We start from the raw sequence: 14,276 nt of genomic DNA on the forward strand, positions 1-14,276 counted from the left end.
TCGACACCGGTTTTGGCGACATCAGATCGGTCTGCGCCGCGATTGTGTGACGTGACGTCGTTTGGGCTTCTCTAAACTGGTAACTCGAATGCCGATCGTCAACGTTGCGACGTCTTGCAACAGAGTTGCGACAGACATCGAAACATCCGAAACGCAGGAATTCTATCTGCGGGCCTTGCGGCCCCTCAGAGGCGGCACTAAGACTCGTGTAATCCTTTGTCGGGTACGGTCCCGATCCAATCGCAAAGAGCAGGCAGGTTTCTATGTTCGATCCAGTTGACACCTACATGAACACCCTCGTCCCCATGGTCGTCGAGCAAACCAGCCGCGGCGAGCGAGCCTATGACATTTTTTCTCGCCTGCTCAAGGAGCGGATCATTTTTATCAATGGCCCCATTCATGACGGCATGAGTCATCTGGTGGTGGCGCAACTGCTTCATCTTGAAGCGGAAAACCCGAACAAAGAGATCTCGATCTACATCAATTCTCCCGGCGGCGTTGTGACCAGTGGTTTGTCCATTTACGATACAATGCAGTATATCAAACCGAAATGTTCAACATTGGTCATCGGTCAGGCCGCTTCGATGGGGTCGGTTCTGCTGGCTGGCGGGGAGAAGGGAATGCGGTTCTCGCTGCCCAATAGCCGCATCATGGTACATCAGCCATCGGGTGGGTATCAGGGACAGGCCAGTGACATCATGATCCATGCCGCCGAGACGCAAAAACTCAAAGACAGGCTTTATGACATTTACGTAAAGCACACCGGACAAACCAAAAAAGCGGTTGAAAAGGCGCTGGACCGCGACAATTTCATGTCGCCGGAAGAAGCCAAAGAATGGGGGCACATCGACGAAATCGTCGAAAACCGTGCCAAGGCAGGCGATGACGAAGCCTGACACGGCATTTCGCCAAACCTCAGGCCGTCAACGGCGCGGGGTGGCAATTTGAGATTGTAGCGGTCGGTGTGCTGGCCTAAGCTGGGTGCACACGCAGCAGAGCGCCACCCTTGGACAGGGTGGCAAAGACGGAGCCCGAAAGGTAAATCATGGCGACGAATTCAGGCGGTGACGGCAAAAACACGCTTTACTGCAGCTTCTGCGGCAAAAGCCAGCACGAGGTGCGCAAACTGATCGCAGGACCGACCGTGTTCATCTGTGATGAGTGTGTCGAACTCTGCATGGACATCATCCGCGAGGAAACAAAAGCAAGCGGCCTGAAATCCACCGACGGTGTGCCAACACCAAAGGATATCTGTGAAGTCCTGGATGACTATGTAATCGGACAAACCACTGCTAAACGCGTGCTGTCGGTCGCGGTTCACAATCATTACAAGCGTTTGAACCACGCTCAGAAGTCGGGCGGGGATATCGAGTTGGCAAAATCCAACATCCTCCTGATTGGTCCGACGGGTTGTGGCAAAACGCTGTTGGCTCAAACGTTGGCGCGCATTCTGGATGTGCCCTTCACTATGGCCGACGCCACAACGCTGACCGAGGCCGGTTATGTAGGTGAGGACGTCGAGAACATTATTCTCAAGCTGTTGCAGGCATCCGAGTACAATGTCGAGCGCGCGCAGCGCGGCATCGTCTATATCGATGAGGTCGACAAGATCACCCGCAAGTCCGAAAACCCCTCGATTACACGCGACGTGTCGGGCGAGGGTGTTCAGCAGGCATTGCTGAAGCTGATGGAGGGCACTGTGGCCTCCGTTCCGCCGCAGGGCGGGCGCAAGCATCCGCAACAGGAATTCCTGCAGGTGGATACGACCAACATCCTGTTCATCTGCGGCGGCGCATTTGCTGGTCTTGACCGGATCATTGCGCAGCGTGGCAAGGGGTCCGCGATGGGGTTCGGTGCCGATGTGCGTGACAATGATGAGCGCGGTGTAGGCGAGATATTTAAGGATCTGGAGCCCGAAGACCTGCTGAAATTCGGACTGATTCCGGAATTTGTCGGTCGCCTCCCGGTTCTTGCGACACTGGAAGATCTGGACGAAGATGCTCTGGTGACAATCCTCACTCAACCCAAGAACGCATTGGTCAAGCAATACCAACGCCTGTTCGAACTGGAAGCTGCCGAGCTTGATTTCACCGATGACGCGCTCAAGGCCATCGCCAAACGGGCAATCCAGCGCAAGACCGGCGCGCGCGGGCTGCGCTCGATCCTCGAAGACATCCTGCTGGACACCATGTTTGAACTGCCGGGCATGAAAAATGTGACAAAGGTCGTGGTGAACGAAGAGGCCGTGACCTCCGACGCGCAGCCGCTGATCATCTATGCAGACGCGGGTAAGGAATCGGCCTCTGCCGGTTGATCTGCCGGATACAACAGCTTCAACGGCGCGGATTGATCCGCGCCGTTTTCTTGTGAGGTAATCGAAGTGATCAAACGCATTTCATCCGGGGGCGAGTTTGAAGCGAAAGTCGGTTATTGCCGCGCGGTGGTGGCGGGCGGCTTTATTCATGTGGCTGGCACGGTTGGGCAGGGTGAGACGATCGTCGAACAATGCCGATCGGCGTTGGGCATCATTGAAAAGGCGCTCGCCGAGGGGGGAGCCACCTTCGATAACGTTGTACGCGTGACCTACATGCTGTCCGACCGTCACGAGTTCGCGCCGTGTTGGCCCATTCTGGCGGAAACGTTTGGCGAAAATCCGCCAGCTGCGACCATGATCGAATGTGGGTTGATCGACCCGAAATACCGTATCGAAATTGAAGTCACCGCAGTTCTGCCGGAATGAGGTTTGCGGCCTTTGTCGCACTGGACCTTGGCGCGCCTTTGGTCCATACCTGCCAAGGACAAAATTCCGGAGGCAGCCGATGGGAATCCTGAATACTCTTCTGAAAGCCGTAACATGGTGGAACGGTGCGACCCTGAACACGCAAATCTATACTGCGCGCAAGGGCGTCAAGGTTGGCGAGGATGACCAGGGCAACGTGTTTTATCGCAATGCCGATGACAGCAAGCGCTGGGTGATCTTCAACGGCGAGGCCGAGGCCAGCCGGATCGACCCGAATTGGCACGGCTGGCTGCACCGGACCTGGGACGAGCCGCCGACCGACAAGCCACTTGCACACAAATCCTGGGAAAAACCGCACCAGGAAAACATGACCGGTTCGGCACTGGCCTATGCGCCGGCCGGTTCGCTTCGCCGTCCCGATCCGATCAAACGCAGCGACTATGAGGCGTGGAGCCCGGAATAGGAAGAGGCAGAGCAATGTCTAGCCACAACATGACCGAAGTCGTGGTCGGCGGGGTCGTACTGGCCTTTGCGGTCGCATTCGGTGTCTATGCCAGCCAGTCGGCGGGGCTGTCGCAAAACCGCTCCGGTTACGAGTTGGGCGCATCCTTCCGTTCGCTCGAAGGAGTGACCGTTGGCACCGATGTCCGCTTGGCCGGGGTCAAGATCGGTACCGTAACGGATGTGGTGCTGAACCCGGAAAGCTATCGCGCGGATACGCTTTTTTCTGTCGCCGACGGCATTCAAATCCCCGACGACAGCGCGGTTGTGATTTCCTCCGAAGGGCTGTTGGGGGGCAACTTTGTCGAGGTGATGCCTGGCGGCTCGCCATTTTTCTTTGAACCGGGCGACGAAGTCGAGGACACGCAAGGCGCGGTCAGCCTGATTTCCCTGCTCGTCAAATTCGTCGCCGGAGATGGGAGCAGTTCCGAGTGATCCGTGCGACTGCCCTAATCCTTGCCTTTTCATGCTGCGGCGGAGCACTGACGCAGGAAGCGGTAACCTCTGGTACCGGTGCCATTTTACGCGGCTTGGACAAGGTAAACGGTCAGACTATCGACGTGAAAGTGGCGTCAGGTGAAACGACGCCGGTTTTTGGATTGGAAGTCGCGCTTGGCGATTGCCGGTATCCTCCGGACAATCCCACGGGCGACGCTTTCGCCTATCTCACCATATGGGAACAGGAGAAATCCGACGAGTTGTTCGATGGTTGGATGATTGCAACGTCACCCGCATTGAACGCGCTGGATCATGCGCGTTACGATGTCTGGGTTATCCGTTGTATGACCCCCTGAGGGGTCTGCTCGATCTCGGCGGCAAAGTTAGCTTTGCCCTCAATCGCTTCCTTCAGTTCGCGTCGGTATTGCGCGCGCGGAACTTCGATTGCCCCGAGCGAGGCAAGATGGGCGGTCAGGAACTGAGTGTCAAACAGTTTGTAACCCGTCTGTCGCAGACGATCGACCAGATAGGCCAGTGCAATTTTTGATGCGTCTTCGCGGCGAGAAAACATGCTTTCACCAAAAAAAGCTGCTCCGAGAACCACGCCATAGACACCGCCCATCAGCCGCTCATCCTGCCACACTTCGACCGAGTGGGCATGGCCGCGTTGAAACAACGATTGGTAGAGGTGCCTCAGTTCGGCGTTGATCCAGGTTTCTGCCCGATCTGCGCAACCCTCGATCACACCTTGAAAGTCCTGATTGATGGTGACCCGATAGTCCGCCCGACGGATGCGACGTGCGAGTGAGCGTGAGATGTGAAACCCGTCCAGCGGGAATACACCGCGGTGCTGCGGATCGACCCAGAACAGTTCCGGGTCGTCGCGATGTTCGGCCATCGGAAAAATTCCGATGGAATAGCCATGCAACAAAAGTTCTGGCGACAGGCTCATGACGGATGCCCCAAGGTCGGACGAGTCGCCCGACCTGTTTTGCTATTGGGCCAAATTCTCCGCAAGCCAGTGTTCCAGCCAGTGGATGTTATAGTCGCCGCTGTGGATGTCCGGCTCCTGCAGCAGGGCGTGGAACAGGGGAACGGTCGTGTCCACACCGTCCACGATCAGTTCGCCCAGAGCGCGTTGAAGACGGGCCAGAGCTTCGTCCCGGTCACGCCCCTGTACGATCAGTTTGCCAATCAGCGAGTCGTAGTAGGGTGGGATCGAATACCCGTTATAAAGCGCCGAATCCATCCGCACACCCAGACCGCCGGGGGCGTGATAGGCTGTGATCTTGCCCGGACAGGGCGAGAAATTCGGTAATTTTTCGGCATTGATCCGCACTTCGATGGCGTGGCCATTGATCTTCAGATCGTTCTGGCCAAACGACATCGGTTCTCCTGCCGCAACAAGGATCTGTTCGCGCACCAGATCGACCCCAAAGATGCCTTCAGTAACGGGATGTTCGACCTGAAGGCGGGTGTTCATCTCGATGAAGTAGAACTCGCCCTTTTCATAGAGAAACTCGATGGTACCTGCGCCGATATAATTAATCTTGGCCACGGCGTCCGCGCAGACTTTGCCGATCCTCGTGCGTTCTTGCGGCGAGATACAAGGGCCGGGGGCCTCTTCAAAAACTTTCTGGTGGCGACGTTGCAGTGAGCAGTCTCGTTCGGCCAGATGAACCGCGTTGCCCTTGCCGTCGCCAAAGACCTGAATTTCGATATGGCGCGGCGTGGTCAGGTATTTTTCGATATAGACTTCGTCATTGCCAAAAGCGGCCTTGCCTTCGGCCCGCGCGGTCAGGAATGCGCTTTCCATTTCAGCGGCGGTCTTCGCCACTTTCATGCCGCGCCCGCCGCCGCCAGCGGTAGCCTTGATAATGACCGGATACCCGATCTCTTCACCGATCCTTTTCGCAGTCTCCAGGTCGGGAACGCCACCATCCGAACCGGGCACGCAGGGCACACCCAAGGCCTTCATCGTGTCCTTGGCGGTGATTTTGTCGCCCATGATCCGGATATGTTCGGCGGTGGGGCCGATAAATGTGATACCGTGATCTTCGACGATCTGAACGAAATCCGCGTTTTCAGATAGAAAGCCGTATCCGGGGTGGATTGCCTGAGCGCCGGTAATCTCGCAGGCCGAGATGATGGCGGGCATTGACAGATAGCTTTTCGGACTGGGGGGCGGGCCAATACAGACGGATTCGTCGGCCATACGCACATGCATTGCATCGCTGTCGGCGGTGGAATGCACGGCGACCGTCGCAATCCCCATCTCGCGCGCGGCGCGGATCACGCGCAGGGCGATCTCGCCTCGGTTGGCAATCAGGATTTTGTCAAACATCCCGCACCCTTACTCGACAATGACCAGGGGCGTGCCGAACTCGACCGCATCGCCATCGCCCACGAGTATGCGCTTGACGGTTCCAGACTTGGGAGCGTGGATGTGGTTCATGGTCTTCATGGCTTCGACGATCAGAAGAGTGTCGCCCTCGGATACACTGGCCCCAACAGACACGAAAGGTGCCGCCCCGGGCTCGGCTTGCAGATAAACAGTTCCGACCATGGGCGAGGTCACCGCGCCGGGGTGGCTGGCCGGGTCTTCGGCGGGCGCCGGTGCCGCGGCAGATGTGGCGGCCGGTACCGCAACAGGTGCTGCTGCCGGAGCGTGCGAGGGTGCCGCGATCTGAACCGGCGCGGCCACGGTCTGTGTAACGCGGCTGACGCGAACATTCAGGCTGTCCTCTTCGCCGTATTCACGCTTGACCTGTAGCTCGGTCAGATCGTTTTCACGCAGCAACTCGGCCAGAGCCTTGATGAACGCCACGTCCGCTTCGTGTTTGTTGTCTGTCATGAGTGTCCTCGACGGTTCCCCTTTGGCCCGTCTGTTCTTGCGGGCTCTGGTAAATTACCCGGCGTTATAGGCCATGAAATCAGCCATGAAAAGCGCCGTATGGGCCGATAGATGGGGGAAAACCTCAAAGAATACCAGTGGCCGAGGGCCTCAAAGAGGCATGCCAGACATCTTCGCGACCAGTTCCGGCAATTTGCGCGCACCAAATTTCTCCAAAAGTCGCGCTCGGTGCGCCTCGATAGTGCGATAGCTGAGTCCAAGTTCAGCGCCAATTTCCTTGGCGGACAGGCCACGGCAGGACAAGATCGCAACTTCGCGCTCTCGGGTGGTTAATTCCACGATCGGGCGCTCTTCGGATATGTCAGAAAAACTCCAGATACTGTGACGGAACGGATCATCCGGGGTCAACGAGCGACCACGTGCGCGGCACCAGAACAGATCGCCATTGCGCCTACGCATGACACGTTCGTCAGTATAATAACCGGTTTCCTTCATCACCTGCAGGCCACGTGCGCCGATCCTTTCCCAATCGGCAACCGACGGATACAGGTGCAGCAGTGGCATGTTACGATATTGTTCTTCCCCGCCGCCAAACATGCGGGCAAACTGCAGATTGCAGCGCCGGATGACCCGGTTTTCCAATTCGACCAGGCCGATCGGGGCATATTCAAAGGCGGCGTCGCTCATGTATTCATGGTGACGGGTATTTCTACGGAATTGAAGCGAAAAGGTTTGGATGACTAGGATTTTGCAACTATCGGAATGGGCAAGCGGCGAGATCACGGCGAAAACACCGCAGCCGATCGCCTTCGGGTTCGGTGATGTTGTGGGAGGGTGGGAATGAATATTGGTCTTTGGCTTGCGCGCCAGGCACAAATTAGCGGATCGCGGCCAGCACTTTATCTGGGGCGGGACAGGGTGGCCAGCTATCAGGAGTTTCATGACCGCGCAGCACGATTGGCGGGCTGGTTGCTGAGTCAGGGGATCAGGCCTGGTGACCGGGTTGCGATCTTTATGAAGAATTGTCCGGACTACCTGATTGCCAAATACGCGATCTGGTATGCCGGTGCGGCGGCCGTGCCGGTCAATGCCAAACTGCATGGGCGTGAGGTGGCTTATATCCTGGGAAATTCCGGTACCGGCATTACGTTCACCTCTCCCGGTCTGACCGAGGCTTTGCTGGAGGCAGATGTGCAAGGCCGTGTCATCGATATTTCCAGTGCGGATTATTCATCGGCGATGGAACACGAGCCGATTGCCGAGGTGGCACATCGCTCGCCGCATGATTTGGCCTGGTTGTTTTACACCTCGGGAACCACAGGTAAGCCCAAGGGGGTGATGATCACGCACCGCATGCTGATGGCCGTTTCGCTGACCTACAGGGCCGATGTCGACAAGGTTTCAGGGAAAGATGCCATCCTCTATGCCGCCCCGATGAGTCATGGCGCGGGTCTTTACAGCATGGTGCATGTGCTTGCCGGCGCGCGCCACGTTTGCCCCGGATCAGGCGGGTTTGACGAGGCGGAAATCTTTGACCTCGCCCGTCATTTTGATCGAATCCAGTTGTTTGCCGCGCCGACGATGGTCAAACGCATGACCGACGTCGCGAAAAGCATGGGGGAAACAGGAACCGGACTACGAACCATCGTCTATGCGGGCGGGCCTATGTATCTGGCCGACATCACTGAAGCTGTCGCGCATTTCGGGCCGGTCTTCGTACAGATCTACGGTCAGGGGGAATGCCCGATGGGGATCACCGCGCTGTCGCGGGACAACGTGACGGACCGTACCCATTTCCGTTGGAAAGAACGGCTGGCCAGCGTCGGGCGTGCGCAATCGACTGTCGAAGTATGCATCGGCGATGCGGATGGCAATGCGCTGCCGCCTGGAAGTCATGGCGAGATCATGGTTCGCGGCGATGTTGTTATGCCGGGTTATTGGCAAAACCCCGAGGCCACTGCAAAGACGCTCGTGAATGGTTGGCTGCTTACCGGCGACATGGGTTACATGGACGAAGACGGGTATGTCACGCTTCAGGATCGATCCAAGGACCTGATCATTTCGGGCGGCTCGAACGTCTATCCAAGAGAGGTCGAAGAAGTGATGCTGTCTCACCCCAAGGTCTCCGAAGCGTCGGTGGTCGGACGGTCGCATCCGGATTGGGGCGAAGAAGTCGTCGCCTTCATCGTGGGCGATGCTCATCCGGACGAGTTGGACCTTCTATGCCGTGACAACATCGCGCGGTTCAAGCGGCCGAAGGCCTATTACTCTCTCAGCGAACTGCCCAAGAACAATTATGGCAAAGTCCTGAAAACCGAGCTGCGCAAGCTTTTGGAGCAGATGGCGAAGTCAAATTAATAAAAACTCCTCAAAAACAAGGCGCGCTTTAAAGTAAAAAAATGCCGGTTCAATGTGAACCGGCACCCAAGTTGGTCCACACGGCCAACCGGCCATGCGACGGGGAGAATTGATCAGATAGCCAGATATTCGGCACGCAGTTCCTCGTTCTCCAGAACTTCTGACGCGGTGCCGTCGAATACGATCCCACCGGTGTCGAGAATGACGGCCCGGTCGGCCAGTTCCAGCGCGCGGACAGCGTTCTGTTCGACGATGATGGTGGTCATGCCCTGTTCCTTGATGTGGATGAGTGTCTTTTCGATCTCGTCTACGATCACTGGGGCTAACCCTTCATAGGGTTCATCTAGAAGCAGCACTTTGATGTCTCGGGCAAGAGCGCGGGCGATCGCCAGCATTTGCTGTTCACCACCGGACAGGGTTACGCCTTCCTGTTTGCGGCGTTCGCCGAGACGGGGGAACAGTTCATACAGGCGATCCAGAGACCAGCCGATCGGAGGGGCGATCTGGGCCAGTTGCAGGTTTTCCTCGACCGTGAGGCCAGGAATGATACGACGGTCTTCGGGCACAAGTCCCAAACCGGCGGCTGCGGCCTCATAGCTGGTCATCCGATGCAGCGGCTTGTGATCCAACCAGATCTCGCCATGGCGAACTTCGGGATCGCCGACACGCGCGATCGAGCGCAAAGTTGACGTCTTGCCAGCGCCGTTCCGGCCCAGCAGCGCTAGAATTTCACCTTCGTGAACGTTAAAGCTGACGCCCTGAACGATATAGCTTTCGCCGTAGTACGAGTGCATGTCCCAGACCGACAGAAATGCCGGGGCTGTCTGCGCCACGTTGGCGTTTTTGGAGAAATCGGGTTTGACGTTCATATCTGATCCTCCTTACGCCGACTCGCCCAGATAGGCTTCGCGTACCTTGGGGTTGCCACGGATGTTCTGCGGGTCGTCCTCGACCAATGGTGTGCCCTGTGCCAGAACGGTAATCCGGTCGGCCAGGCTAAAAACCACATGCATGTCGTGTTCTATAATGGCGATGGTGATGTCGCGCTCGTCCTTGATTTGCTTGAGCAGGTCGATGGTGTTGTTGGTGTCGGCACGCGCCATCCCGGCGGTGGGTTCGTCCAGCAACAGCAGCCGCGGTTTCTGACTGAGGCACATGGCGATTTCCAGTCGGCGCTTGTCACCGCGCGACAGCGAGGCCGAATGCATGTGGCGCTTGTCGGCCATGCCCATTTCTTCCAGCATCTCTTCGGCCTGCTTGATGACCTCACGCTCGTTAGCGACAGTTTCATAAGCGTGCAGGCGGAAGGCTCCGTCGCGCATGGCGAAGATCGGGATCAGCATGTTCTCCATCACCGAAAGATCGCCAAAGATCTCGGGTGTCTGAAACACGCGGCTGATGCCCATCTGGTTGATTTCGAACGGCGCCCGACCCAAGACCGATTGGCCATCGAACATGACCGATCCTGTGTCCGGGATCAGCTTGCCGACCAGGCAGTTTAGCAGGGTCGATTTTCCGGCTCCGTTCGGCCCGATGATCGCGTGGACGGTGTTTTCCTTGACACTGAGGTTCACGTCGCTCAGCGCCTGAAGGCCGCCGAACCGTTTGCCCACGTTCTTGACTTCGAGAATACCCATCTTTCCGTCTCCTTATTCCGCGGGTTCGGTCTTGCGTGCGGTCTTGTCGTCAGACCCCGAGCGCTTGCCGCGCACCCAGTTCAACAAACGTTGACCGCCTTCGACGAGGCCACCCGGCAGGAAGATAACCACAAGCATGAACAGGATGCCCAGTGTCAGGTGCCAACCCTTGCCAATGAAAGGATGTACGATGAAGACCATGAAATCCTCCATTCCGTCCGGCAGAAAGCTGAACCAGCCGTGCAGAATGTTGTCGTTGATCTTCGAAAAGATGTTCTCGAAATACTTGATGAAACCTGCGCCCAGAACCGGACCGATCAGGGTGCCGGTGCCGCCGAGAATGGTCATCAGCACCACCTCGCCCGAGGCGGTCCATTGCATCCGCTCGGCGCCGGCTAGTGGGTCCATCGCCGCCATCAGGCCGCCGGCCAGACCGGCATACATTCCCGAGATCACGAATGCCGCCAGTGTATAGGGGCGCGAGTTCAGCCCGGTATAGTTCATCCGCTGCTGGTTGGATTTCACGGCACGCAACATGATGCCGAAGGGCGAACGGAAGATGCGGATTGCCAGATAGAAGACAATGATCATGATGACGGCGCAAAGGTAGTAGCCGTTGTTGAACGTAAAGGTCCAACCTCCAATGCTTGGCTCCCAGAAGCTGTCGCGCATTGCGATACCAAAAAAATGCGGGACATCGGGCAGGCTGTCGCGGTGGAACATCTGAGGGTCGTTGGCATAGACCTGCAGTCCGGTTTCGCCATTGGTCAGGTTGAACTTCGGGTTCGACAGAACCGAATAGGCCAGCGCAAAACTCATCTGTGCAAAGGCCAGCGTCAGGATCGAGAAATAGATCCCAGACCGGCGCAGGCTGACAAAGCCGATCAGCAGCGAGAACAGACCTGCGATAATCACACTCAACGCGATTGCCGGAACCACGTTATAAGTGAACAGCTTGAACACCCAGACTGCCGAATAGGATCCGATACCCAGGAACGCGGCGTGCCCAAACGACAAATATCCGGTCAGTCCAAACAGGATGTTGAAACCAATTGCGAAAATGCCGAAGATGACGAACCGCTGCATCAAGTCCGGGTAACCCGCGTTGAACTGCGCCATGGCGCTGCCAGACGGGAAGGGGTTCAGGATCAGTGGCGCAAACAAAGCGAGGATGGCCACGATGATCAGAAGGGTGGTATCTTTCTTGTCCAGACCCAGCATGGTTTAGTCCTCCATCACGCCTTTGCGGCCCATCAGACCCCGCGGACGGGTGAGCAGAATTATGATTGCGACCAGATAGATGATGATCTGGTTGATGCCGGGTATCGTGGTGGTGGCCCAGGTGGTCGACGCAAAGCTTTCCAGAATGCCCAGCAGGAACCCGGCCAATACGGCGCCTGGCAGCGATCCCATGCCACCGACCACGACCACAACGAAGCTGAGCACCAGAAAATCCATGCCCATGTGGTAGTTCGGTGGATTGAGTGGCCCGTACATTACCCCGGCCAGTCCTGCGACGGCGGCGGCGACGCCAAACATAATCGTGAACCGCCGGTCGATGTTGATGCCCAGCAATCCGACGGTTTCACGGTCTGCCATACCGGCCCGGACGACCATGCCGAATGTAGTGAACTGAAGAAAACAGAAGACCCCGGCGATGATCAGTGCAGCGAAGCAGAAATAGATCAGCCGCCAGATCGGGTAGATGATGGCGTTAGGATCGAACCCGATCATCACACCAAGATCCAGCGAGCCGCGCAACGCATCGGGCGGCGGTGTCTGGATCGGATTAGCGCCGAAGAAATACTTGATGATCTCCTGCAGGACGATGGCCAGACCGAATGTCACAAGTATCTGATCGGCATGGGGGCGCTTGTAGAAGTGTTTGATCAAGCCCCGCTCCATGGCGTAGCCGACAAACAACATGATCGGGATCGTGAACAGCACGGCCAGGGGAACGGACCAGTCGATGATCGACGCGCCAACTTCCGGGCCGAACCAGCCCTCGACATAAGGGACCTTGACCTTGAGAGGATTGCCCAAGAAGTCCTTTTGGGTCTCGTCGACCATTTCATAGGACAGGCCCAGCAGCCTTTGCAAGGTAACAGCACAGAAGGCGCCGATCATGAACAACGCGCCATGTGCGAAATTTACGACCCCCAGCGTGCCGAAGATCAGCGTAAGGCCCAGAGCGATCAGAGCATATGCCGATCCCTTGTCCAGCCCATTGAGAATTTGCAGAAGGAATGCGTCCATCGTTACCCACCGTCGTTTGGGTCTTGCCGCTTTCACCCATCCGTTTCAGGGGGCGTCAGGGCGCGTCCGAATTTGAAAAGGGCGCGAAACCCGGACCCTGTTTCAGGGTCCGGGTAGAAAGTCGCTTATGCGCCGTCGTTGCACTCGCCCAGAGTTGCCTCGGCACCACCAAACATCGGATGGTCCGGTGCATAGGTGACTTGATCGACCGGTGTGATTTCAACGATTTCCAGCGTGTCGTAGGCGTTGGAGGGGTTTGCCGCTCCGCGCACGACCAGAACGTCCTTGAAGCACTGGTGGTCTTCGGCACGATACAGCGTCTTCCCGTTGCCCAGCCCGTCGAACTCGAAGCCTTCGAGCGCTTCGCCCACGCCACAGGGGTTGAATGTTCCGGCGCGTTCGCAGGCATCAGCATAGAGAAGAACCTGCGCATAACAGGTCTGCGCCGAGTTGGACGGCGGTTTGCCGTACTTTTCACCGAACGACTTGACAAACGCCTTCGAACCTTCGTTGTCCAGCTGCCAGTTGTAGTTCATCGAACCCAGAACGCCTTTGATGTTGTCGCCAGCACCTGCGGCCATCAGTTCCGAATACAGCGGAACAACGATCTTGAAATCCTTGCCGTTGGCAATTTTGTCAAGCAGGCCGAACTGGATGGCGTTGGTCAGCGAGTTGACCATGTTGCCGCCATAATGATTCAGAACAAGTACGTCCGCGCCCGAATTCAGAACCGGCGCGATATAGGACGAAAAGTCCGTTGCCGCCAGCGGGGTTAGCACGTTGTTGACGGTTTCCCAGCCCATCGCTTCGGTTGCGGCTGCAATCGATTCCTGCTGGGTCCAGCCCCAGGTGTAGTCGGCCGTCAGGTGATAGGCGCGGCGGTCGGCGCCGTATTCTTTTGCCAGCACAGGTGCGAGCGCCGCACCGGACATATAGGCGTTGAAGAAGTGACGGAAGCCGTTCTTCTTGCGGTCCTTGCCGGTAGTATCGTTTGAGTGGGTCAGACCAGCCATGAACATGACGCCGGCGTCCTGACACAGGCCCTGCACAGCGACGGCCACGCCCGAGGACGATCCGCCGTTGATCATGATGGCTCCGTCCTTTTCAATCATCGACTTGGCCGAAGCACGCGCGGCATCCGATTTGGTCTGGGTATCACCGGTAACGAATGCGACTTTCTTGCCAAGGATGCCGTTGCCCTGCAGCGCCTTCGACGTGAAGGTATTAAGACATCCGCCGTCTCCTTCGCCATTCAGATGTTCGACGGCAAGCTGTTGTGCCAAAAGCTCGTCATTACCTTCGTCGGCGTAAGGACCGGTTTGCGGCACGTTAAAACCAAGCGTCACGGTTCCGCCGGTCGGTTCATTCGTGAATGCTGATGCGGACGACGCGGTAAAGATCGTCGGCAGGGCGACACCGGCACCGGCAACGGCACCCGATTTCAGCACGCCACGACGCGTAACGGATTTATTGGACATTCATTCCTCCCATT

Annotated in this window: 16 protein-coding genes; 7 read left to right on the forward strand and 9 right to left on the reverse strand. The window is 57.3% G+C overall.

Annotated elements, in window-relative coordinates; translation table 11 throughout:
• The first annotated feature begins 263 nt into the window (after positions 1 to 263).
• From AC2FNB_RS03890 to AC2FNB_RS03915, 6 genes are all read left to right on the forward strand, one after another.
• Complete coding sequence (locus AC2FNB_RS03890; RefSeq protein WP_480749105.1) at positions 264 to 896, forward strand: ATP-dependent Clp protease proteolytic subunit; 633 nt, start codon at positions 264 to 266, stop codon at positions 894 to 896.
• Between the two features lie 149 nt (positions 897 to 1,045).
• On the forward strand, positions 1,046 to 2,314 hold the full coding sequence (gene clpX / locus AC2FNB_RS03895; RefSeq protein WP_480749106.1) for an ATP-dependent Clp protease ATP-binding subunit ClpX: 1,269 nt from the start codon (positions 1,046 to 1,048) through the stop codon (positions 2,312 to 2,314).
• 66 nt (positions 2,315 to 2,380) lie between these two features.
• The gene (locus tag AC2FNB_RS03900; protein ID WP_480749107.1) at positions 2,381 to 2,740 is read left to right on the forward strand and encodes a RidA family protein; all 360 of its coding nucleotides are present in this window, start codon (positions 2,381 to 2,383) and stop codon (positions 2,738 to 2,740) included.
• A 79-nt stretch (positions 2,741 to 2,819) separates the two neighbouring features.
• Positions 2,820 to 3,203 carry an NADH:ubiquinone oxidoreductase subunit NDUFA12 gene (locus tag AC2FNB_RS03905; protein WP_480749108.1) on the forward strand — a complete coding sequence of 128 codons (384 nt, stop codon included), beginning with the start codon at positions 2,820 to 2,822 and terminating at the stop codon, positions 3,201 to 3,203.
• A 14-nt stretch (positions 3,204 to 3,217) separates the two neighbouring features.
• Positions 3,218 to 3,676, forward strand: coding sequence for an outer membrane lipid asymmetry maintenance protein MlaD (mlaD, locus tag AC2FNB_RS03910; RefSeq protein ID WP_496744594.1), 459 nt, complete (start codon positions 3,218 to 3,220; stop codon positions 3,674 to 3,676).
• Positions 3,673 to 4,035, forward strand: coding sequence for a DUF2155 domain-containing protein (locus tag AC2FNB_RS03915; protein WP_496744596.1), 363 nt, complete (start codon positions 3,673 to 3,675; stop codon positions 4,033 to 4,035). Before mlaD ends, AC2FNB_RS03915 begins: the two co-directional genes overlap by 4 nt.
• Here the strand turns inward: AC2FNB_RS03915 and aat are convergent.
• From aat to AC2FNB_RS03935, 4 genes are all read right to left on the reverse strand, one after another.
• Complete coding sequence (aat, locus tag AC2FNB_RS03920; protein ID WP_480749111.1) at positions 3,999 to 4,631, reverse strand: leucyl/phenylalanyl-tRNA--protein transferase; 633 nt, start codon at positions 4,629 to 4,631, stop codon at positions 3,999 to 4,001. The genes AC2FNB_RS03915 and aat overlap by 37 nt on opposite strands.
• 42 nt (positions 4,632 to 4,673) lie before the next feature.
• The gene (accC, locus tag AC2FNB_RS03925; protein ID WP_496744598.1) at positions 4,674 to 6,023 is read right to left on the reverse strand and encodes an acetyl-CoA carboxylase biotin carboxylase subunit; all 1,350 of its coding nucleotides are present in this window, start codon (positions 6,021 to 6,023) and stop codon (positions 4,674 to 4,676) included.
• A gap of 9 nt (positions 6,024 to 6,032) precedes the next feature.
• Positions 6,033 to 6,533 carry an acetyl-CoA carboxylase biotin carboxyl carrier protein gene (gene accB / locus AC2FNB_RS03930; RefSeq protein WP_496744600.1) on the reverse strand — a complete coding sequence of 167 codons (501 nt, stop codon included), beginning with the start codon at positions 6,531 to 6,533 and terminating at the stop codon, positions 6,033 to 6,035.
• 150 nt (positions 6,534 to 6,683) lie between these two features.
• Positions 6,684 to 7,220: a LuxR C-terminal-related transcriptional regulator gene (locus AC2FNB_RS03935; RefSeq protein ID WP_480749115.1), complete on the reverse strand. Its 537-nt coding sequence runs from the start codon at positions 7,218 to 7,220 to the stop codon at positions 6,684 to 6,686.
• Positions 7,221 to 7,373: 153 nt separating this feature from the next.
• On the opposite strand from AC2FNB_RS03935, the gene AC2FNB_RS03940 reads away from it, so the two are divergent.
• Complete coding sequence (locus tag AC2FNB_RS03940) at positions 7,374 to 8,891, forward strand: class I adenylate-forming enzyme family protein (RefSeq protein WP_480749116.1); 1,518 nt, start codon at positions 7,374 to 7,376, stop codon at positions 8,889 to 8,891.
• 113 nt (positions 8,892 to 9,004) lie between these two features.
• On the opposite strand, the gene AC2FNB_RS03945 is transcribed toward AC2FNB_RS03940, so the two are convergent.
• The 5 genes from AC2FNB_RS03945 to AC2FNB_RS03965 all read right to left on the reverse strand — a co-directional run bounded on the left by AC2FNB_RS03945 (position 9,005) and on the right by AC2FNB_RS03965 (position 14,262).
• Complete coding sequence (locus AC2FNB_RS03945) at positions 9,005 to 9,760, reverse strand: ABC transporter ATP-binding protein (protein ID WP_480749117.1); 756 nt, start codon at positions 9,758 to 9,760, stop codon at positions 9,005 to 9,007.
• A gap of 12 nt (positions 9,761 to 9,772) precedes the next feature.
• On the reverse strand, positions 9,773 to 10,528 hold the full coding sequence (locus AC2FNB_RS03950) for an ABC transporter ATP-binding protein (RefSeq protein ID WP_480749118.1): 756 nt from the start codon (positions 10,526 to 10,528) through the stop codon (positions 9,773 to 9,775).
• A gap of 12 nt (positions 10,529 to 10,540) precedes the next feature.
• Complete coding sequence (locus AC2FNB_RS03955; RefSeq protein ID WP_496744603.1) at positions 10,541 to 11,749, reverse strand: branched-chain amino acid ABC transporter permease; 1,209 nt, start codon at positions 11,747 to 11,749, stop codon at positions 10,541 to 10,543.
• Positions 11,750 to 11,752: 3 nt separating this feature from the next.
• Entirely contained in the window at positions 11,753 to 12,784 is a 1,032-nt protein-coding gene (locus AC2FNB_RS03960) for a branched-chain amino acid ABC transporter permease (protein WP_480749121.1), read from the reverse strand.
• Positions 12,785 to 12,909: 125 nt separating this feature from the next.
• The gene (locus AC2FNB_RS03965; RefSeq protein ID WP_480749122.1) at positions 12,910 to 14,262 is read right to left on the reverse strand and encodes a substrate-binding protein; all 1,353 of its coding nucleotides are present in this window, start codon (positions 14,260 to 14,262) and stop codon (positions 12,910 to 12,912) included.
• Positions 14,263 to 14,276 lie beyond the last annotated feature (14 nt).

The sequence above is a fragment of the Ruegeria sp. BHSB058 genome (assembly GCF_059613285.1).

Bases quoted from the DNA above. Each gene is read 5' to 3' on its own strand.
- AC2FNB_RS03935 (WP_480749115.1), bottom strand. From the start codon at position 7,220: ATGAGCGACGCCGCCTTTGAATATGCCCCGATCGGCCTGGTCGAATTG.
- AC2FNB_RS03890 (WP_480749105.1), top strand. From the start codon at position 264: ATGTTCGATCCAGTTGACACCTACATGAACACCCTCGTCCCCATGGTC.
- accC (WP_496744598.1), bottom strand. From the start codon at position 6,023: ATGTTTGACAAAATCCTGATTGCCAACCGAGGCGAGATCGCCCTGCGC.
- aat (WP_480749111.1), bottom strand. From the start codon at position 4,631: ATGAGCCTGTCGCCAGAACTTTTGTTGCATGGCTATTCCATCGGAATT.
- AC2FNB_RS03950 (WP_480749118.1), bottom strand. From the start codon at position 10,528: ATGGGTATTCTCGAAGTCAAGAACGTGGGCAAACGGTTCGGCGGCCTT.
- clpX (WP_480749106.1), top strand. From the start codon at position 1,046: ATGGCGACGAATTCAGGCGGTGACGGCAAAAACACGCTTTACTGCAGC.
- AC2FNB_RS03945 (WP_480749117.1), bottom strand. From the start codon at position 9,760: ATGAACGTCAAACCCGATTTCTCCAAAAACGCCAACGTGGCGCAGACA.
- AC2FNB_RS03905 (WP_480749108.1), top strand. From the start codon at position 2,820: ATGGGAATCCTGAATACTCTTCTGAAAGCCGTAACATGGTGGAACGGT.
- AC2FNB_RS03965 (WP_480749122.1), bottom strand. From the start codon at position 14,262: ATGTCCAATAAATCCGTTACGCGTCGTGGCGTGCTGAAATCGGGTGCC.
- accB (WP_496744600.1), bottom strand. From the start codon at position 6,533: ATGACAGACAACAAACACGAAGCGGACGTGGCGTTCATCAAGGCTCTG.
- AC2FNB_RS03940 (WP_480749116.1), top strand. From the start codon at position 7,374: ATGAATATTGGTCTTTGGCTTGCGCGCCAGGCACAAATTAGCGGATCG.
- AC2FNB_RS03960 (WP_480749121.1), bottom strand. From the start codon at position 12,784: ATGGACGCATTCCTTCTGCAAATTCTCAATGGGCTGGACAAGGGATCG.
- AC2FNB_RS03955 (WP_496744603.1), bottom strand. From the start codon at position 11,749: ATGCTGGGTCTGGACAAGAAAGATACCACCCTTCTGATCATCGTGGCC.
- mlaD (WP_496744594.1), top strand. From the start codon at position 3,218: ATGTCTAGCCACAACATGACCGAAGTCGTGGTCGGCGGGGTCGTACTG.